Consider the following 18,873-nt stretch of genomic DNA (forward strand, 5'->3'; position numbering starts at 1 on the left):
ATGGATGCGGGCTTTGCTCGTTCAAACATTTGCCGTCCCGCTTCGGCGAATGTCTTGCACCGGTGCCCGGCCTGGCCGGGACCCATTCACCGTCGGCGCCTTCACGGCGCAGGCGGTGTTCAGTCGACGAGCCTCACGCCCGTCTCCGCATCGAACAGATGCACGTGGTTCGCATCGATGGCGATGCGGATCGTCTCGCCGACGCGGACATTCACCCGCTCGCGGAAGACGCAGGTGACCTCCGCGCCGCCAAGCCTGACGACCAGTTGCGTCTCGTAGCCGGTGGGTTCGATCACCACGACCTCGGCCGGCAGGCCGGCCGCGTCGAGGGCGATGTATTCGGGCCTGAGGCCATAGACGAGGCTCCGGCCCCTAGCCGCCGCCACCGGGCGGGCGACCGGCAGCCGCGCGCCATCCGCGGTGACGAACGCTTGGGCATCGTCAGGGTCGAGCCGGCCGCTGATCATGTTCATGGCAGGCGAACCGATGAAGCCCGCGACGAAGAGATTCGCCGGATTGTCATAGAGGTCGAGCGGCGCGCCGATCTGCTCCACGATGCCGTCATGCATGACGACGATCTTGTCGGCCATGGTCATGGCCTCGATCTGGTCGTGGGTGACGTAGACCGTCGTTGTCTTGAGGCGCTGGTGAAGTTCCTTGATCTCCGAGCGCATGGCAACGCGCAGCTTCGCGTCGAGGTTGGAAAGCGGCTCATCGAACAGGAAAACCTGCGGATCGCGCACGATGGCGCGTCCCATCGCCACGCGCTGGCGCTGGCCGCCCGAAAGCTGGCGCGGATAGCGCATCAGAAGCTTGGAAAGGCCGAGAATATCGGCCGCCTTCGCGACACGACTGTCGATCTCGGATTTCGGGCTGTTGGCGAGCATCAGCGAGAAGGCCATGTTGGCGGCGACGGTCATGTGCGGATAGAGCGCGTAGTTCTGGAACACCATCGCTATGTCGCGCTCTTTCGGCGGCAGCGAATTGACGACCCGATCGCCGATACGGATCTCGCCGGCGGTGATGTTCTCCAGCCCTGCCAGCATGCGCAGCAGCGTGGACTTGCCGCAGCCGGACGGGCCGACCAGGATCACGAACTCACCGTCCTCGATCTCGATGTCGACGCCTTTGATAACCGGAACGGCCCCGAAGGATTTCCTCACATCGACGAAGTCAACGCCTGCCATATACGTCCCTCCCAGAACCGATTTGTGGGGCCGGACCACGGCGAGCCCTCCTCAAGGCCTTGCACCATGGTCGACCCGCCACGATCTATCCCCGCCCGACGAGCGGCATTTTCGTCGCCATCACCGTCATGGTCAGCACCCGCCCGTCAGCCATGTCCGATGCGCCCCTGCAGCTCGTCCTCGATGTGGATGCGGATGATCTCATCGAATGTGCTTTCGGCCTTGAACCCCAGTTCGCTCGCGCGCTGCGCGTCGAAGTCGGTCGCCCAGCCTGCAACGATGCGGCGGATCACCGGATCCGGCTCACGCCGGATCAACGCAACCGTCTTCGGCCCGGCGATACGGGCGAGCGCTTCGATTTCCTCGCCTACGAGGGCTGAAAGGCCGGGCATCGTGAGATTGCGGCGCGGGCCGATGCGCGCCGTATCCATGCGCGCGGCATGGACGAAAAAGCCGACCGCCGAGCGGGGACTAGCGAACCAGTGACGCACGCTCTCGTCCACCGGAAGCACGGCCTCTTTTCCCGCAAGCGGTTCGCGCAGGATATTGGAGAAGAAGCCGGAAGCCGCCTTGTTCGGCTTCCCCGGACGAATGCATATGGTCGGCAACCGGATGCCGATGCCGTCGAGAAATCCCTTGCGTGTATAGTCGGAAAGAAGCAGTTCGCAGATCGCCTTCTGCGTGCCGTAGCTCGTAAGCGGGGTCGTAAAGAATGTATCGCCGATCTTTTCCGGGAAGGGCTCGCCGAACACTGCAATCGACGAAGCGAAGATGACCCTCGGCTTGTAGTGCGCCTGCATGCCCTCCTGCCGGATTGCCTCGAAGAGGAAACGCGTGCCGTCGAGGTTCACCTTGTAGCCAAGGTCGAAATCGGCCTCGGCCTCGCCCGAGACGATGGCGGCGAGATGGAAGACGACATCGGGCCGCGTTGCAACAAGGGTCGCGGCAACACCGGGGTCCGAAAGATCGAGCGCCAACGCAGACGCGACTGTCGAAAGCTCGGCCGGAACCTGCGGCTCGACGACATCCACCAGCGTCATTGCCTCGACCTCATAGCCGAGCGTGCCGGGGGCGGCTGCGATCTTCTCTACCAGCTTGCGGCCGATCATGCCGGCCGCTCCGATCACCATCACATGCATATGCGGCGGACCTCCTCCGTCGTGCCTGTCCGGTAGACCGGACCTTCAGTCCTGCTCTCCTCTCGAATCCTTCATGCGGCTGCCGGCGTGCGCAACCAGTTCCCTAGTGGTCGCGTAGATGCGCAGCAGATGTTTGTGGAACGCTTGCGTGACCGCCTCACGGTCACGCCGGCGCAAACCCTCCAGTATCTCCAGATGGTCGTGATAACTTGCGGCGATAGCGCCCGGCTGTGACATGGCCGAGCGGCGGAAATCCATCATGTAAGTGTAGAGATCGGTGACGAAATCGGCGAGCAGCGGGTTGCCACACGACCGGTAGATCGCGATATGAAACTCCCGATCGCAGATGAGGAAACGCATGGCGTCGTCGCCGCCGACGCGGTGAGCCTCCAGAAGGCCCTCGAGCTTGGCGATGGTTTGATCGTCGATCGCCTCGGCCGCGTCGCCCACCACCTTCAATTCGACGTGCAGGCGCGCCGCATGCACGGATTCCAGATCGTAGCTGTCGATGGCGTTCGACGAAACGATCGTCACCGGCAGGTGGCTGAGGTCAATGTTGCTGACGCGCGTGCGGCTGCCCTGGGCGACCTCGAGGATATTCCGGGCGGCAAGCTGCTGGATGGCGCCGCGCACGGTTTCCCGGCTCACATGCATGACATTGGCAAGCTCACGCTCGCCCGGCAGATCATCCCCCGGCCGCAGCAGGTTGGTCGCGATCAGGACCATGATCTTCTCGGCGATGAGGTCGCGGGCGGTACGTCGGTCGAGCGACTTTCCCACCTTCGGCATTTCGACCAGCACGGGGCGTTCGCCCATCGCCATTCCGGTCCCCTCCCGCTGATCTACTGGTTGGTCCAGTAGATCAGTTGCTAGCAAAGCCGGAAACGCAAAGTCCGTCAAGGCAGGTTCTTGCGTGCTTGCAGCGGCGAGAGGTTACTCACGCGCCGGCAGCGGGCAGCCTTCCCGGCGAGGAGCGGGTGCCAAGCCGCGCTCGCTTCCGGGAGGGACACATGGCAACCTCTCGGCCGGAATTCGGGATCAAACTTCTATGTCCCTGATACGAGTGGCGGCCGCTCGAAGATGCTTTACCAGCGCTTCGCGATTGTCCTGCATGCGGTAGATCGGGCCTGCGACGGCAAGCCCGTAGCGACGCCCGCCCGCCACCACGGGGACGCCCAACCCCATCACGTCCGGTGTGGTTTCCGCCGAATCCTCGCACCAGCCACGAATCATCGATGCTTCGAGATCGGCCGCCAGTTCCCGGGCATCTCTCTTGGTGGCGTTCTGGTAGGGGAAATACCGCAGCGCCTGCAGGATGCCTGCCCGTTCCGCCGGGTCATAGGTGGTGAGAATGGCCTTGCCGCTCGACGTCGTGTAGATGGGGCGCCGCTCGCCGATCTTGGCAAAGTAGCGGATGGGAGCGGTGGATTCCACGACATCGACATAGACGACGTCGTCTTGTTCGCGGGCAGCTAGCACCGCTGTTTCGCCCGTTGCTGCGGCGAGTGCTTCCAGTTGGCCATGGATACGCGCCGTCAACGGATCTCCGTCCATCATCGAACGCGCCAGTTCGAGCAACCTCTGGGTTGGATAATAGCCGCCTCGCGGCTTCGTCTCGTACAGGAAGCCACGGGTCACCAGCGTCTCGATGACGTTGAACGTGCTCGACTTGGGTATGCCCAACGCCTCGGATAATGCCGTCAGCGTCAGCGGTGATCGCTCCCGCGCATAGATTTCGAACAAGTCGAGGACGTTGTCGATCTGCCTGACGCGCATTGAGCCTCCACTAGCGCTCGGTGATACTGTCGAAACACTAGCGCAATAGTTCATGACTGTGAACTTCTTTGCTCAGTATTGAATTGACACCGGAAGAAAGGCCAAATAGCGTCAGTCCAAATGGGCGCAAGACCCAGCGGGAACATACCGGGAGGACTGATGGCCGATGACATAATCCTGTCTGCCAATGGCCTGACGAAGGAGTTCAAGGGCTTCGTCGCTGTCGATGGCGTGGACCTTAAGGTGCGTCGCGGCACCATCCATGCGCTTATCGGCCCGAATGGCGCGGGAAAGACCACCTGCTTCAATCTGCTGACCAAGTTCCTGAGCCCGACACGCGGGTCGATCGTCTACAAAGGGCAGGACATCACCAACCGCAAGCCGGCCGATATCGCCCGCCTTGGCCTGATACGCTCCTTCCAGATTTCAGCCGTCTTTCCGCACATGAGCGTGCTGGAGAACGTCCGTATCGCCCTGCAGCGGCAAAGGCGGGATTCTTTCAACTTCTGGAGATCGGAACGTGCGCTCGACGAGCTCAACGACCGTGCCCAGGAGCTTGTCGAAGCCGTCGGGCTCTCGGAGTTTGTGGATTCGGTCGCCGGCGAGCTGTCTTACGGCCGCAAACGCGCGCTCGAAATCGCCACCACGCTCGCGCTGGATCCGGAAATGATGCTGATGGATGAGCCGATGGCAGGCATGGCCGCCGACGATGTGGACCGCATCACCCAACTGATCCGCCGCGTCTCGAGAGACCGGACGGTGCTGATGGTCGAGCACAATCTGTCGGTCGTCTCGACCCTGTCCGACTTCATCACGGTGCTTGCTCGCGGCAAGGTCCTGGCCGAGGGCGACTATGGGACGGTCTCGAAGGACCCGCGCGTTCTTGACGCCTATATCGGTGCCGGCCATGCATGACGCTGCTGCAAGCCAATCTGCTTCGCCCTCCGCAGCGACGGAACCGCTGCTCGCCGTGCGCGACCTCAACGCCTGGTATGGCGAGTCGCATGTGCTTCACGGGATGGCATTCGACGTCTATCCGGGCGAAGTGGTCACGTTGCTCGGCCGCAACGGTGCGGGCAAGACGACAACGCTCAAGTCGATCATGGGCGTGATCGAGAAGCGCCGGGGCTCCATCCGTTTCCACGGCAGCGAACTGGTTGGCCTCGCCTCCCGCCAGATTGCCAGGAAGGGCATCGCCTGGTGCCCGGAGGAGCGGGGGATCTTCTCGAGCCTCGATGTGAAGGAGAACCTCCTGCTGCCGCCGGTCGTTGCGCCAGGCGGCTTTACCCTGGAGCAGGTCTTCGAGCTCTTTCCCAATCTCAAGGAACGTCTGCACAGCCAGGGCACCAAGCTTTCCGGCGGCGAACAGCAGATGCTGGCGATCGGCCGCATCCTGCGCACGGGCGCGCGCCTGCTGCTCCTCGACGAGCCGACCGAGGGGCTTGCGCCTGTGATTGTCCAGCAGATCGGCCACATGATCCGAAAGCTGAAGTCGATGGGTTTCACCATCGTTCTGGTCGAGCAGAATTTCCACGCCGCCGCGACCGTTGCCGACCGTCACTACATCGTCGAGCAGGGGCGCATCGTGGACGAGATTGCCGATGACCGGCTGGAGGCCAGCATGGGCAAGCTTCATCGCTATCTTGGCATCTGAGGGTTCAACACAAGGGAGAGAGGACAATGAAGGTCGCGAAACTAATCCTGGCCGCCGCCACGGCGGCTCTGATGACGGGCAGCGCGCTGGCCCAGGACAAGATCGATGTGAAGCTTGGCGTGCTGAACGACCGGTCCGGCACCTATGCCGACCTCTCGGGCGAAGGCTCGGTCGTCGCCGCGAGGATGGCGGCAGAGGATTTCAAGGCGGCGGACAAAGGCATCAATGTCGAAGTGATCTCCGCCGATCACCAGAACAAGCCGGACATCGGCTCGAGCATCGCCCGCCAGTGGTATGACCAGGACGGCGTCGATGTCATCCTTGACGTGCCGACCTCTTCGGTGGCGCTCGCGGTCAGCGAGATCACCAAGGAAAAGAACAAGATCTTCATCAATTCCGGCGCCGGCGCGTCCGACCTCACCGGCAAGGCCTGCTCCCCCAATACCGTCCACTGGACCTACGACACCTGGGCGCTGGCCAACGGCACCGGCGGCGCCATGGTCAGGGCGGGCGGCGACACCTGGTTCTTCCTGACCGCCGACTATGCGTTCGGCCATGCGCTTGAGCGCGACACCGCGGCGGTGGTCGAGAAGGCCGGGGGCAAGGTGCTCGGCAGCGTGCGCCATCCTTTCCCGGGCCAGGACTTCTCGTCCTTCCTGCTGCAGGCCCAGAGTTCGGGAGCCAAGGTCATCGGCCTGGCAAATGCCGGCGCCGACACCACAAACGCCATCAAGCAGGCCGCCGAGTTCGGCATCGTTCAGGGCGGCCAGAAGCTCGCTGGCCTGCTGACCTTCGTCACCGACGTCAAGGCACTCGGCCTGAGCACCGCCCAGGGCCTCGTGCTGACGGAAGCCTTTTACTGGGACCAGAACGATGGCACGCGGGAGTTTTCCAAGCGCTTTGCCGAGAAACACGGCGGCGCCATGCCGACCATGGTTCAGGCCGGCGTCTACGCCTCCGTTCTGCACTACCTGAAGGCGGTCGAGGCGACCAAGAGCAAGGATGCCGCCACCGTGATGGCCAAGATGAAGGAAACACCTTCCGACGACCCGCTGTTCGGCAAGGGTGAGGTTCGCGCTGACGGCCGCCACATCCACGATATGTATCTGTTCGAGGTCAAGAAGCCGGAAGAATCCAACGGCGATTGGGACCTCTACAAGACAGTCGCCACCATTCCGGCCGCTGAAGCCTTCCGCCCGTTGGCAGATGGCGGCTGCAGTCTGGCCGAGTAACATCGTAACGGCTTGCCCGGGAGCGTCGGCTCCCGGGCCACACCCTTACCGGAACAAGGTCCGATGGCTGAAATTCTTGGCATTCCCGCCGCCGCACTCTACGGTCAGCTGCTGCTCGGCTTCATCAATGGCGCTTTCTACGCAACGCTGAGTCTCGGCCTTGCGGTGATCTTCGGGCTTCTCAACATCATCAACTTCACCCACGGCGCCCAATACATGATGGGCGCGTTCGTCGGCTGGATGCTGCTCACCTATCTGGGCATCGGTTACTGGCCCGCACTTGTCCTGGCGCCGCTGATCGTGGGGCTTGTCGGCATGGTCATCGAACGAACGATGATTTCGCGGCTCTACAAGCTCGACCATCTCTACGGCCTGCTTCTGACCTTCGGCCTCGCGCTGATCATCGAGGGCCTGTTCCGCAATGCCTATGGCGTGTCAGGCCTCGCCTATGCCATCCCGCCCCAGTTGTCAGGCGGCATCAATCTGGGCTTCATGTTCCTGCCGCTCTATCGGGGCTGGGTGGTGGTGGCTTCGCTTATCGTCTGCCTCGCCACCTGGTTCGTGATCGAAAAGACCAGGCTGGGGGCCTATCTTCGTGCTGCCACGGAAAATCCGACACTGGTGCAGGCATTCGGCATCAACGTGCCCCTGCTCGTCACGCTCACCTACGGATTTGGCGTTGCCCTTGCCGGCTTCGCGGGCGTGCTGGCCGCGCCGATCTATGCCGTCAATCCCATGATGGGCTCGAACCTCATCATCGTGGTTTTCGCGGTCGTCGTCATTGGCGGCATGGGCTCCATCCTTGGCGCCATCGTCACCGGTTTCGCGCTCGGTCTTGTCGAAGGCCTGACCAAGGTCTTCTATCCGGAAGCCGCCGCAACCGTCATTTTCATCATCATGGCGATCGTGCTCCTGGTGAAGCCGGCCGGCCTGTTCGGAAGGGAGGCCTGACATGAGCGTTAAAGCAGAACCGGTAGCCGGCGCCGCTCTTGCCGAGCGGGCTGGCCGCGGCAAACGCCTGCACGTGATGATTTTCCTCGGCCTCGCCGCCTTTCTGCTGGTCGCGCCGGGCCTGCTTTACCCGTTCTTCCTGATGAAGCTGCTGTGCTTCGCGCTGTTTGCGTCAGCCTTCAACCTCCTGCTGGGCTATGGCGGGCTGCTGTCGTTCGGCCACGCCGCCTATTTCGGCATGGCAAGCTATGTCTCGGCACATGCCGCCAAGGTCTGGGGATTTTCGCCCGAGCTCGCCATACTCGCCGGCGTGCTCACCGCGGCCGTCCTCGGCCTCGTCTTCGGCGCCCTCGCCATCCGTCGCCAGGGCATCTACTTTGCGATGGTCACCCTGGCCTTTGCCCAGATGATCTATTTCTTCGCCTTGCAGGCGCCTTTTACCGGAGGCGAGGATGGCATTCAGGCGGTCCCGCAAGGATATCTATTCGGCTTGCTCGACCTCTCCAACACGATGACGCTCTACTATGTCGTGGCGGCCATCTTCCTGCTCGGGGTGCTCCTCATCCATCGCATCGTCCACTCGCCCTTCGGCCAGGTGTTGAAGGCGATCCGAGACAATGAAGCCAGGGCAGTGTCGCTCGGCTACCGCACCGACCACTACAAGCTGGCGGTGTTCGTGCTGTCGGCCACATTGTCCGGCCTTGCCGGCGCCACCAAGGCGCTCGTGGTCCAGCTGGCATCGCTCACCGATGTCTACTGGGGGATGTCCGGCGAGGTCGTGCTGATGACGCTGCTCGGTGGTATGGGAACGATCTTCGGCCCCATGGTCGGTGCTGCCATCATCATCACGATGCAGAATTATCTGGCCAGCCTCGGCGCCTGGGTCACCGTGGTGCAGGGCGTCGTTTTCGTCATCGCCGTACTGATGTTCCGCGAAGGCATCATCGGTGTGCTCTCGAAGTGGCTCAAGCGGCCGCTGTGACAGCGATCACCAGCGCCCCTGAAAGCGCGCACGCAGGGGTCCTTGTGCTGCCACAACTGCGTCCGAGGGTGGGCGGAATTGATCTCGGCTACATTCGATCCGGTGATCCCCGGAGAGCCTTGGAGGACGCATGGCGAAGCATCGCATCTATTCTGTCAGCGTGGCCAGCGTTTACCCCCACTATGTCGCGAAGGCGCAGAAAAAGGGTCGCACGAAAGCAGAGGTCGATGAAATCATCCGTTGGCTGACGGGATACAGCCAAGAGACGCTAAACGACCAGTTGGCGAAGAACGCAAGCTTTGAGGACTTCTTTGCGCAAGCGCCTCAGTTGAATCCCTCGCGTTCGCTGATTTTGGGAGTGATCTGCGGGGTTCGTGTAGAAGACATCCAGGAACCCCTGATGCGGGAAATTCGCTACCTGGACAAACTGATCGACGAACTCGCCAAGGGAAGGACGATGGAGAAAATCCTGCGGAAATAGCCTGGTAATGGCTATTTCCGCCGGGGCTTGAACGCTCGGTTCCGCAAGCGGCGCTTTACGACGACAACGCCTCTCGAATGGCCCTGACCGCCGCGAGCGCGGTGCGGGTGCGCGTGGTGCTGACGAATTCCGGCCAGCTGGAGAGGATGACGGCGGCGAAGTCCGCTTCCGGGTCGATATAGACCAGCTGCCCGAAAACGCCGCGCGCCATATAGGCGCGGCGCTTGCTGTCCTCGATCCAGAACTGGTTGTGATAGGCCCCTTCCGGCAGCACTTCGTGATAGACGCCGCCGAAAAGTTCCGGCCGGGCGCCGGTTCGCGTTTCCTCGATCCAGGCGGCGGGAACGATGCGCCGGCCGTTGATCTCGCCGCCGCCCAGATGCAGCAAAGCAAAGCGCGCATAGTCGCGCAGGGTCGCGTTGAAGCCGCCGTCGCCGAGCGCGTAGCCAGCCGGGTCGACGGTGAAATAGGCGTCTTCCTCCGCCCCCATCGGCGCCCACAATTCGCGGCTCACCAGTTCGGCGAGCGGCATTCCGGCGGCGCGCTGCAGGACAAAGGACAGGACGTCCGTCTCGATCGAGCGATAGCGGAAGGAGGCGCCGTGCGCGCACTCGGCTTCCTTCAGCGACAGGATCAGATCCCAGACATTCGACGGCCAGTTGGGGTCCCGGCGCTCCTTCCAGCCGCAGGCGGCGTCCATCTGCGCCATATGAGAGTCGAGCGCGGTGTAGGTCTCGTCGAAGACGACGCCGCTGGTCATGTCCAGCACATGCTGCACCGTCGCGCCGCGATAGGCGGTTGCCTCGAGTTCCGGCAGGTACTGGGTGACGGGCGCAGCCGGGTCGACCAGACCGCGGCCGATCAGGATGCCGGCGACCGTGCCGACCACCGATTTCGCCACCGACTGCGACAGATGCGGCGTGTGCGGCGTCATGCCGTTCGAATAGCGCTCGGCGATCACCTTGCCGCGATGCAGCACCAGCATGCCGTCGTTATAGCTGGACTGGAGGAAGCCGCCGATCGTGTCGCTTCGGCCGTCCAGCTCGAAGCCGATCGCGTCGATGTCCTGCAGGTTCTGGGGCAGCGGGCTCGCTGGCCCCTGCCCGCGCCACACCTGGGTCGTCGGCACCATGTCGCGCACATGCTGGAAGGTCCAGCGGTTCCACGGCGCGCGGTCCCAGTCCTGCCGGGGAATGATGGCTGCTCCCGGCTTGGTCGGGTCACGGAACGGGGAAATGCTGGTCATCGCTTGATTTCTTTCGCTGTGTTTCATTCGGAAGCCGCCGGCGGCTCAATCCTTCCGGCGCAGATAGCTGCCGCCTATGAACTCGCCCAACAGGCTGCCCATGTCGCTCATCATCGCGAAATTGTCCCTGGCCTTCGGCCCGAGCTTGGTCGCCACCGCATCGATCATCAGGTTGAGGACGGCGCTGAGGCTGGCCGTCGAATCCCAGAACGTCTTCACATGCGTGTGCGCCTCGAACACGAGACGCGTATAGGCGAAGGCCCAGTGGCTGAACTTGTCGGTGACGATGATGAGCGGCATTTCCATCGACTTCAGCTTTTCGGCGAGCTTGATGCCGCGGGCTGCATAGGCGGCGGTGTCCACCATCACCACCAGGCTCTGCTTTGGATCGGCGGTTATGATCTCGCCGAAGGTGCCCGTCGCATTGTCGACGAAAATGACGTTCGGTCGGGCCCAGAGCAGGCGGCTGGCAAAATCCATCGCAAGGCCCTTGGACGCCTGGAAGCCGACGACGTAGACGGTGCGCGCCTCGGCGAGTGCGCTCGCGGCTTCGTCCCAGATGTCGGTCGTGGTCAGTGCATAGGCCTTGACGATGGCATCCAGCTCGAGGCGCAGGCTTTCCTGCAGCGCCTGCTGCTGGCCTTCGTGCATCTGGAACCGCGCCATGTAATCGTCGATGTCGCTGTCCTTCTCGACAACCGAGACGCGCAGCCGGTTCTTGAGGTCACGCAGGTTCTCGAAGCCGAGGCCGCGAACGAACCGCGACACGGTCATCTCGCTGACACGAACCGCCTGCGCGATGCTCGAGCCGGTCTCGAAGGGCAGCGTCTGGATATTGTCGAGCATGTAGGCGGCAAGGTTCTGCTCGGACGGGGAAAAGTCGGGCATTCGCGCGCGAAGGATCGCCTCGAGGTCGATCTTTTCCTCGCTGCCGTTCGGCACCCCGGCACCCTTCCTGTTCCGCGCTTTTGCCACGATATCCCGCTCCTAGAAGTTGCCGACCTGTACCGCAGGCAGGCCCTGCCCCCAAATGCCCGCGCCGCACTCCATCTTTAGCAACTGGGCAAGGCCGGTGCCGTCATGGGTGACATATTCATCGAGACGCATTGTTCCAAACCGGTATTGAGACGGAAGCTGAGTTCACGGGCGCCAGTTGGGCCAGCGATCCGACGAGTTCCTGCGTGTAGGGATCTTGCGGGGCGGAAAGCACCTGCCGGGCCGGCCCGTTTTCGACGATGCGCCCGCCCTTGAAGACATAGACGCGCTGGCAGATGCCGCTGACAACGGAGAGATCGTGGGAAATATAGAGCAGCGTCAGCGCGCGCTCCCGTTGCAGCCGAAGCAGAAGTTCGAGGATCTGCGCCTGGGTCGTGACGTCAAGTGCGGAGGTGATCTCGTCGGCGATCAGCAATTGCGGCTTGAGCGCCAGCGCCCGCGCAAGCCCGACGCGCTGGCACTGCCCGCCGGAAAGCTGGCGCGGCTTGCGGTCGCGCAGGGCGCGCGGCAGCTCGACCATCTCCAGCAGTTCGTCGGCCTGCATCTGCGCCGTCCTGCGGTCGGCAAGGCCATGCCGCCAGATCGGCTCGGCCACGGCCTCGGCAATCGTCATGCGCGGGTTGAGCGAGTCATAAGGGTTCTGGAACACCATCTGCACGCGCCGGCGAAAAGCCGTGAGCGCATCGCCGCCGAGGTCATGAACGTCCTGTCCGTCGAGGCGGATCGCCCCGTCGCTCGGCCTGTTCTGGCGAATGATCGCGCGGGCCAGCGTGCTCTTGCCCGATCCGCTTTCGCCGACGATGCCGACCGCCTCGCCGGCGGCGATCTGCAGGTCGATGCCGTCGAGAGCAAGGAATGAGCTGCTCTTGCCCGCCAGGCCGCCGATCAGGTCGCGGCGGACGGGGAAGGATACCGACAGCTTTTCAACGCTGAGCAGCGGTGCGGCTTTTTCCGGCTCCGCCGTCGCGCCGGGATAGGTTTTGCGGCTCGGCTGGGAATCGACCAGCAGCCTCGTGTAGGGGTGCTGCGGCCGATTGATGACGTCGTCGATCGGCCCCTCTTCCACCACCTCGCCATTGCGCATCACCACCACGCGCGAACAGATGTCGGCGACGACGCCGAGATCGTGCGAGATGAGGATGATCGCCAGCCCGCGCTCCCGGTTGAGGTCCTTGAGCAGCCCGAGGATGCGGGCCTGCACGGTGACGTCGAGCGCCGTGGTCGGCTCGTCGGCGATCAGCAGCTTCGGCCCGCAGCCAATGGCGGCGGCGATCATGGCGCGCTGCTTCATGCCGCCGGAAAATTCGTGCGGATAGGAGCGGGCGCGCTTTTCCGGGTCGCGGATGCCGACATCGTCGAGCAGTTGGATCGCGCGGCGCATTCCCTCGCGCGGGCCGATGCCGAGATGCCGGACCATGGGAGCTGCGATCTGCTTGCCGATGCGGCGCAGCGGATCGAGATGCGAGGCAGGGTTCTGGAAGATCATGCCGATGTCGCGGCCGCGAATGGCGCACCAGTCGTCTTCGCCCAGCGTCAGCAGGTCGCGGCCCTCCAGCGTCACCCGGCCGCTGGCCCGCGCCGCACCGGGCAGCAGGCCCATGGCGGCGCGGCAGGTGACGGATTTGCCGGAGCCGCTCTCGCCGACGATGCCAAGGATCTCTCCCGGATGCAGGTGGAACGACACGCCTTTGACGGCGTCGAACTCGCCGAACCCGACGGTGAGGTTCTCGACCTCGAGCAGTGGCCGCATCATGTCTTCTGTCCTGCTCATGCCGTGGCCTGCCTGCGCTGCATCTGTCCAAGCCCGTCGCCCAGGAAGGCGAAGCCGAGGCCGAGCGAAATCGCCGCCAGACCCGGAAACAGGCAGATCCACCAGGCCTGCTGCACGAAGGCCTGCCCGTCGGCGATCATCACGCCCCATTCGGCGAGCGGCGGCTGCGCGCCCATGCCGAGGAAGCCGAAGCTCGCGCCGGCCAGCATCACCAGCACGGCATCGCTGACCGCATAGGCGATGATGGGGCCGATTGCGTTGGGCAGGACATGGCGGGTCAGGATCGCGACGGGCGAATAGCCGAGGCACTTGGCCGCCTGGATATATTCGCTTTCGCGGATCGTCAGCACTTCCGCCCGCACCAGCCGCGCATAGCTGACCCAGCCGACAAGCGTGAGCGCGATGACGAAATTGACCAGCCCGGGGCCAAGCACGCCGACGATCGCCAGCACCAGCACGAAGAAGGGAAAGGCGACGGTCAGGTCGTAGACGCGCATGAACAGGCTGTCGACCACGCCGCCGAAATAGCCGCTGAGCAGGCCGATCGTGGTTCCGATCAGAAGCGGCGGCAGGACGCCGATCACGCACAGAAACAGGTCGACCCGGCTCGCGAACAGGACGCGCGAGAAGATGTCGCGGCCGACCTGGTCGGTGCCGAACCAGTGCTCCGCGCTCGGCGGCGAAAGCATGTTCATGATGTCGATGGCGTCGGGATCGAAAGGCGCGATCACTGGCCCTGCCAGCGCAAGGAACAGCCATCCGCCGAGGATGGCGATCGCCACCGTCATCGAGAGTGTCATACGCCTGGCGCGCGGCGCGGTTTCGGGCAGTATCGAGGCATCGGCCATTTGCGGTCTCCTCAAAGCCGAACGCGCGGGTCGATGAAGGCGGTGAGCAGGTCGACGGCGAGCGTGACCAGGACGGTCGACAACGCAAAGACCAGCGTGAGGCCCTGCACGACATAGTAGTCGCGCCCCAGCAGCGCGCCTATCATCAGCGTGCCCAGGCCGGGAACGGCATAGACGGTCTCGACGATGATGGCGCCTCCGATCATGAACGCCACCATGACGCCGAGCAGGTTGAGCGTCGGCAGCACGGCGTTGGGCAGGATGGTGCGCCAGAAAATCTCGCGCTCGCTTGCGCCCTGCGCGCGGGCGGCGGTGACGAAGTCGGCCGTGGCCTTTTCGATCAGGGCTGCGCGCAGGCTTTGCGTCAGCACCGGCACCACCCAGATGGCCGTGGAAAGCGCCGGCAGGAAGAGGTGATGAAGGTGCTCGGAAAACCCGACACCATAGCCCGACACCGGGAACCAGCCGAGGCTGACGCCGAAGAAGCGCGACATCATGATGCCGAGCCAGAAGACCGGAATGGTCAGGCCGGCGATGCCGACGAGGCGGATCACCTGGTCGGCGGTGCCGCCGGGCTTGCGCGCGCTCAGGATTGCGAGCGCGACCGTCGGCGGTACGGCGAGGCACACCACATAGATGGTCAGGAACAGGGTCGGCCACATGAATTGATGGATGAGCTGGCTGACCGGCCGCTGGAAACGCAGCGATTGGCCGATGTCGCCAGCGAACAGATTCATGAGATAGGTGAGGAACTGCCGCCAGAGCGGCAGGTCCAGTCCGTATTGGGAGCGGATGACCGCGATGGTCTCGGCGCTTGCCCTATCGCCGGCAAGAAGCCGCGCCGGGTCGCCGGGCGCCGTGTGCAGCAGCAGGAACGTCACGACGCTGATCCCGAGCAGCACGCCGGCGAGTTGTATCAGGCGACGCGCGATGAGTTGCAGAAGGGCCAATCCGGTTCTCCGATTACAGCAGAGGCGACGCACTTTCGGGTGAAAGCGCGTCGCCTGTCTTGGCTCACTTCACGATTGAAGTGTCTTCCAGCGTCCACTGGAGTGTCGGGGTGAGCTTGATGCCCTCGATGCGCTTGGAATAGGCCACCGCATTCGGTGCATAGTAGAGCGGGATCTGCGCGACTTCCTCGGTGGTGATCTTCTGGATCTCCTTGTAGATCTCCGCGCGCTTGGCCGTGTCGGTCTCGGTTGTACCCTTTTCGACCAGCTCGTCCACCTTCGGGTTCTCGTAGAAGGTGTTGTAGGAGTTAGAGCCGCAGGAGCCGCACACCGCCCAGCGAACCGCCAGATCCGGATCGGGGGTTTCGTTGTACCACCAGTTGGCCGCCGCGTCGTAGTCGCCCTTGCCAGTGGAATCCCACCAGGCGCCGCCGTCGACATTGACGATGACCGGCTTCAGCCCGATCGCCTGCCACTGCGCCTGCAGCAGCAATGCCATCTGCTGCTCGGTCGCGCCGGCGGTGGCGAGGATCTTCACTTCATGGCCGGCCATGCCGGACTCGGCCAGCAGTTCCTTCGCCTTGGCGGGATCGTAGGGAATGCCCGGATATTCGTCGTCGTGGAAATCGATGCTGCCGGGCAGCGTGGTGTTGGCGGGCTCGGCGTAGCCGCGCGTGATGGCCTTGGCCAGCGCCTTGTTGTCGATGGCGTAGGCGGCGGCCTGGCGCGCCTTCATGTTGGAGAAGGGCTCGCGCTTGTGGTTGAGCAGCGTCATGTAGATGGTGGTGGAAGGCTCAAGCCGCATGTCGATATTCTCGACGGTCTTCAGATCGTCGATCTGCGCCCACGGCACCGCACGCATCACGTCGACCTCGCCGGCCTTCAGCATGGCGACGCGGGTTTCGGGCGAAGCGATCTCGATCAACTCGACGCTGGCGTCCGACTTCGGGTAGCCCTGGCGCCAGTAATGCGGATTGGGCTCCAGCACGAGCTTTTCGTTCGGCTTCCATTCCTTGACCGCATAGGGGCCGGAGGTCACGGGCGCGGTGGAGAACGCCTTTTCCTCGCCCTGCTTTTCGACATCGGCCTTGGACACGATGCCCATGTTCCAGATCTCGAGATTGCCGAGGAAGGGCGCGAAGGCCGATTTCAGCTTGACCAAGACGGTCTTCGGATCGGCCGCGGTCACCGACTCAACCGCGCCCAGAGGCGCCGGATAGGCGGACTTCTTGTCGCTGCGGATACGGTCGAGGCTGAAGGCCACGTCATCGGCGGTGATGGCCGAGCCGTCGGAGAACTGCGCGTCGCGCAGGTGGAAGGTGTAGGTGAGGCCGTCCGCCGAAATGTCCCAGCTTTCGGCAAGTGCGGGCTCCAGCGAGCCGGATTCGGGATCACGCCGCAGGAGGCGCGAATAGAGCTGGCCGTAAGTCTCGATGTTGCCGGCGGCAGCCGAGCGCATCGGGTCGAGCGTGGTGGTCTGGTAGGGCGAAACGATGCGGATGGTATCGGCGGCGAGCGCCGGAACCGCCGAGCCCAGCCCTATCGCCAGGAGGGCTGCGCCGCGCAACAACGCGCCCGACGCCTGCGCGCGGGAACTGCTCCAAAAACTCATCTTGTCCTCCTCCGGAACTGTTCATTGGGGTCCGCCAGGACCTTGGAGAAGGGTATGTGATATTAATCACATTGGTCAAGTAGTGTGTGAAGTTTTTAACATGACTGCATGAGCTAGCATGCGTTTGCGAGATCGGCCTTAGGGAACTGCCGACCGCCTCGACGAAGGGAACTGCTCCAGCACTCGCCGTCCCCCACCCGCTTGCATAGCAATTTTTTAGGAAACGGAAGGCTCGCTTAGCAAGCTTTTAGGAAGAGATGTCCGCGCCGGGGCCATAGAAGCTGCCGCCATAACTAGCAATCACGGAGCTTTTCATGAACCACGCACATCATCCCACCGAGGCCGTCGATCTCAATGGCCGCTACGACCTTTACGGCCCCATTCACAAAGGTCTTCGCAAGGCGCAGTGCGATCTTCTCGTCCGGCTGGGCAACACCGATTTTGCTGAATCCGGCGCGACGGCGCAGCTGCTGTCGGATCTGCGCGGCCTTCTGACCCTCGCAGCTGCTCATCTCGAGCATGAGGACGCCCATATACACAGCGCGCTGCGCGCCCGCGGCGTCGTCTCCACCGACCGTCTCGATCATCAGCATGACGACCATCGCGGCACTTTCGCCGAACTCGAGGCGCTCGTGGCGGCTATCGAGGCTGCAAAGCCGCACGAACGCTCCGCCCTTGGCCGCCGCCTCTATCTGGCCTTTGCCACCTATATCGCGCACGACATCGAGCATATGCACGAGGAGGAGACCGTGGCGGCGCCGCAGCTGTGGTCGTTGTTTTCCGACGCGGAGCTGATGGCGATAGAAAACCGTATCGTGGGTTCGCTTTCTCCGGAAAAGGCAATGGCCTTCATGCGGCTGATGATCCCGGCCATCCAGCCGGCAGAGCGCGCCGCCATGCTCGGCGGCATGAAGCAGCAGGCGCCGCGCGAAGCCTTCGACGCCGTGATCGAATTCGCCGCCAGGCCGAACCTCTCGGCCGAGGAATTTGCCGATCTTGCGCGCCGTCTCGACCTTGTGGCCTGACCCTACCAGGCATGTCGATCCGCAACGGGACCCGCGATGCCGGTGCTGGCTGCAGCCCGGCATCGTGGGGCCTGTGCGCGCACGCCACCACCTGACGAGAACGGAAATTCTGCTATCGTTCGATTGCCGGTGAATGGCTCGTCGTCGAGGCCCGGCCATGGAGGGACGCTTGCAGAGTGAAATCGTCGTCTATCACATTCCCGTCTGCCCTTTTTCACAGCGGCTGGAAATTCTGCTGGAGCTGAAGGGAAAGCGCGACGCCGTGCGCTTCTCGGTAGTCGACATCACGCGGCCGCGCGACCCGGCACTTCTGGAGCTGTCGCGCGGGTCCACGGCGCTGCCGATCATGCAGACGCCCCAAGGTGTGCTCAAGGAAAGCCTGGTCATTCTGCGCTTTCTCGACGAACTCTTCCCGGAAAAGCCGGTGGCGCGCTCCGATCCCTATGAGCGGGCGGTCGAATCGATGCTGATCGCCATGGAAGGCGATTTCACCGCGGCTGGATACCGCTTCGTCATGAACCAGGATCGTGACCGACGCGCGGCCTGCCGAGATGCGATGGTCGCACAATATCGTAGGCTGGACGCTTTCCTGGAATGGCAGAACCCCGCCGGCACCTATCTGTTCGGGCGCTTCGGCCTGGCGGAAGCGGTCTTCGCACCGCTTTTCATGCGCTTCTGGTTTCTCGACTACTACGAGGATTTCGACATAACCGCACTCGACCTGGAACGGGTACGCCGCTGGCGCGAAGCCTGCCTGTCGCATCCCGCCGCGCAGCAGGTCTGCAAGGAAGAGATCGTCAAGCTCTACTATGATTACGCGATGGGCGCAGGCAACGGAGCGCTGCTTCCGGACCGCAGGGTTTCCAGCTTCTCCTTCGAGCCGCGCTGGCAGGATCGGCCCTGGCCGCCGCGCGCGAAGTATGGCCGGCCTGCCACGGATTCCGAGCTCGGCCTCGCTTAGCACCAGTCCGCATCCGAGCGATTACCGGCGCATGTCGACAGCGCGAAACATGCACGGCCGAT

Annotated in this window: 18 protein-coding genes; 8 read left to right on the forward strand and 10 right to left on the reverse strand. The window is 63.5% G+C overall.

Features of this window, described 5'->3' with window-relative positions:
• Positions 1-119: 119 nt before the first annotated feature.
• The 4 genes from AC3A4H_RS00120 to AC3A4H_RS00135 all read right to left on the reverse strand — a co-directional run bounded on the left by AC3A4H_RS00120 (position 120) and on the right by AC3A4H_RS00135 (position 4,102).
• Positions 120-1,187 (reverse strand): ABC transporter ATP-binding protein, encoded by a 1,068-nt coding sequence (locus tag AC3A4H_RS00120; protein WP_487764879.1) that lies wholly within the window; start codon positions 1,185-1,187, stop codon positions 120-122.
• 146 nt (positions 1,188-1,333) lie between these two features.
• Entirely contained in the window at positions 1,334-2,326 is a 993-nt protein-coding gene (denD, locus tag AC3A4H_RS00125; RefSeq protein WP_487764880.1) for a D-erythronate dehydrogenase, read from the reverse strand.
• Between the two features lie 45 nt (positions 2,327-2,371).
• On the reverse strand, positions 2,372-3,142 hold the full coding sequence (locus tag AC3A4H_RS00130) for a FadR/GntR family transcriptional regulator (protein WP_487765865.1): 771 nt from the start codon (positions 3,140-3,142) through the stop codon (positions 2,372-2,374).
• A 222-nt stretch (positions 3,143-3,364) separates the two neighbouring features.
• Positions 3,365-4,102 (reverse strand): IclR family transcriptional regulator, encoded by a 738-nt coding sequence (locus tag AC3A4H_RS00135; RefSeq protein WP_487764881.1) that lies wholly within the window; start codon positions 4,100-4,102, stop codon positions 3,365-3,367.
• A 159-nt stretch (positions 4,103-4,261) separates the two neighbouring features.
• On the opposite strand from AC3A4H_RS00135, the gene AC3A4H_RS00140 reads away from it, so the two are divergent.
• The 6 genes from AC3A4H_RS00140 (at position 4,262) to AC3A4H_RS00165 (ending at position 9,402) form a co-directional block, all read left to right on the forward strand.
• Positions 4,262-5,017, forward strand: a complete 756-nt coding sequence (locus AC3A4H_RS00140) for an ABC transporter ATP-binding protein (protein WP_487764882.1) — start codon at positions 4,262-4,264, stop codon at positions 5,015-5,017.
• A complete protein-coding gene (locus AC3A4H_RS00145) occupies positions 5,010-5,756 on the forward strand; it encodes an ABC transporter ATP-binding protein (protein WP_487764883.1) in 747 nt (248 codons plus the stop codon). The genes AC3A4H_RS00140 and AC3A4H_RS00145 overlap by 8 nt, the downstream gene beginning before the upstream one ends.
• A gap of 26 nt (positions 5,757-5,782) precedes the next feature.
• Complete coding sequence (locus AC3A4H_RS00150; RefSeq protein ID WP_487764884.1) at positions 5,783-6,988, forward strand: ABC transporter substrate-binding protein; 1,206 nt, start codon at positions 5,783-5,785, stop codon at positions 6,986-6,988.
• Between the two features lie 63 nt (positions 6,989-7,051).
• Positions 7,052-7,939 (forward strand): branched-chain amino acid ABC transporter permease, encoded by an 888-nt coding sequence (locus AC3A4H_RS00155; protein ID WP_487764885.1) that lies wholly within the window; start codon positions 7,052-7,054, stop codon positions 7,937-7,939.
• Position 7,940: 1 nt separating this feature from the next.
• Positions 7,941-8,921: a branched-chain amino acid ABC transporter permease gene (locus AC3A4H_RS00160; protein WP_487764886.1), complete on the forward strand. Its 981-nt coding sequence runs from the start codon at positions 7,941-7,943 to the stop codon at positions 8,919-8,921.
• 130 nt (positions 8,922-9,051) lie between these two features.
• The gene (locus tag AC3A4H_RS00165) at positions 9,052-9,402 is read left to right on the forward strand and encodes a DUF2200 domain-containing protein (protein WP_487764887.1); all 351 of its coding nucleotides are present in this window, start codon (positions 9,052-9,054) and stop codon (positions 9,400-9,402) included.
• 55 nt (positions 9,403-9,457) lie between these two features.
• Here AC3A4H_RS00165 and AC3A4H_RS00170 read toward each other — a convergent pair whose 3' ends face one another.
• The 6 genes from AC3A4H_RS00170 to AC3A4H_RS00195 all read right to left on the reverse strand — a co-directional run bounded on the left by AC3A4H_RS00170 (position 9,458) and on the right by AC3A4H_RS00195 (position 16,825).
• The gene (locus tag AC3A4H_RS00170; protein ID WP_487764888.1) at positions 9,458-10,648 is read right to left on the reverse strand and encodes a serine hydrolase domain-containing protein; all 1,191 of its coding nucleotides are present in this window, start codon (positions 10,646-10,648) and stop codon (positions 9,458-9,460) included.
• 45 nt (positions 10,649-10,693) lie between these two features.
• Positions 10,694-11,623, reverse strand: coding sequence for a MurR/RpiR family transcriptional regulator (locus AC3A4H_RS00175; protein ID WP_487764889.1), 930 nt, complete (start codon positions 11,621-11,623; stop codon positions 10,694-10,696).
• 118 nt (positions 11,624-11,741) lie between these two features.
• Complete coding sequence (locus AC3A4H_RS00180) at positions 11,742-13,415, reverse strand: dipeptide ABC transporter ATP-binding protein (RefSeq protein ID WP_487764890.1); 1,674 nt, start codon at positions 13,413-13,415, stop codon at positions 11,742-11,744.
• Entirely contained in the window at positions 13,412-14,263 is an 852-nt protein-coding gene (locus tag AC3A4H_RS00185) for an ABC transporter permease (RefSeq protein ID WP_487764891.1), read from the reverse strand. The genes AC3A4H_RS00180 and AC3A4H_RS00185 overlap by 4 nt, the downstream gene beginning before the upstream one ends.
• A gap of 11 nt (positions 14,264-14,274) precedes the next feature.
• Positions 14,275-15,213, reverse strand: a complete 939-nt coding sequence (locus AC3A4H_RS00190; RefSeq protein ID WP_487764892.1) for an ABC transporter permease — start codon at positions 15,211-15,213, stop codon at positions 14,275-14,277.
• A 64-nt stretch (positions 15,214-15,277) separates the two neighbouring features.
• Complete coding sequence (locus AC3A4H_RS00195) at positions 15,278-16,825, reverse strand: ABC transporter substrate-binding protein (protein WP_487764893.1); 1,548 nt, start codon at positions 16,823-16,825, stop codon at positions 15,278-15,280.
• Between the two features lie 314 nt (positions 16,826-17,139).
• Here AC3A4H_RS00195 and AC3A4H_RS00200 point away from each other — a divergent pair, with 314 nt between their 5' ends.
• Entirely contained in the window at positions 17,140-17,850 is a 711-nt protein-coding gene (locus AC3A4H_RS00200; protein WP_487764894.1) for a hemerythrin domain-containing protein, read from the forward strand.
• A gap of 169 nt (positions 17,851-18,019) precedes the next feature.
• Entirely contained in the window at positions 18,020-18,811 is a 792-nt protein-coding gene (locus tag AC3A4H_RS00205; protein WP_487764895.1) for a glutathione S-transferase family protein, read from the forward strand.
• Positions 18,812-18,873 lie beyond the last annotated feature (62 nt).

Source organism: Pseudaminobacter sp. Soil_N_29, from assembly GCF_057656055.1.

Bases quoted from the DNA above. Each gene is read 5' to 3' on its own strand.
- AC3A4H_RS00195 (WP_487764893.1), bottom strand. From the start codon at position 16,825: ATGAGTTTTTGGAGCAGTTCCCGCGCGCAGGCGTCGGGCGCGTTGTTG.
- AC3A4H_RS00150 (WP_487764884.1), top strand. From the start codon at position 5,783: ATGAAGGTCGCGAAACTAATCCTGGCCGCCGCCACGGCGGCTCTGATG.
- AC3A4H_RS00145 (WP_487764883.1), top strand. From the start codon at position 5,010: ATGCATGACGCTGCTGCAAGCCAATCTGCTTCGCCCTCCGCAGCGACG.
- AC3A4H_RS00200 (WP_487764894.1), top strand. From the start codon at position 17,140: ATGAACCACGCACATCATCCCACCGAGGCCGTCGATCTCAATGGCCGC.
- AC3A4H_RS00155 (WP_487764885.1), top strand. From the start codon at position 7,052: ATGGCTGAAATTCTTGGCATTCCCGCCGCCGCACTCTACGGTCAGCTG.
- AC3A4H_RS00170 (WP_487764888.1), bottom strand. From the start codon at position 10,648: ATGACCAGCATTTCCCCGTTCCGTGACCCGACCAAGCCGGGAGCAGCC.
- denD (WP_487764880.1), bottom strand. From the start codon at position 2,326: ATGCATGTGATGGTGATCGGAGCGGCCGGCATGATCGGCCGCAAGCTG.
- AC3A4H_RS00135 (WP_487764881.1), bottom strand. From the start codon at position 4,102: ATGCGCGTCAGGCAGATCGACAACGTCCTCGACTTGTTCGAAATCTAT.
- AC3A4H_RS00185 (WP_487764891.1), bottom strand. From the start codon at position 14,263: ATGGCCGATGCCTCGATACTGCCCGAAACCGCGCCGCGCGCCAGGCGT.
- AC3A4H_RS00180 (WP_487764890.1), bottom strand. From the start codon at position 13,415: ATGAGCAGGACAGAAGACATGATGCGGCCACTGCTCGAGGTCGAGAAC.
- AC3A4H_RS00140 (WP_487764882.1), top strand. From the start codon at position 4,262: ATGGCCGATGACATAATCCTGTCTGCCAATGGCCTGACGAAGGAGTTC.
- AC3A4H_RS00130 (WP_487765865.1), bottom strand. From the start codon at position 3,142: ATGGGCGAACGCCCCGTGCTGGTCGAAATGCCGAAGGTGGGAAAGTCG.
- AC3A4H_RS00120 (WP_487764879.1), bottom strand. From the start codon at position 1,187: ATGGCAGGCGTTGACTTCGTCGATGTGAGGAAATCCTTCGGGGCCGTT.
- AC3A4H_RS00160 (WP_487764886.1), top strand. From the start codon at position 7,941: ATGAGCGTTAAAGCAGAACCGGTAGCCGGCGCCGCTCTTGCCGAGCGG.
- AC3A4H_RS00165 (WP_487764887.1), top strand. From the start codon at position 9,052: ATGGCGAAGCATCGCATCTATTCTGTCAGCGTGGCCAGCGTTTACCCC.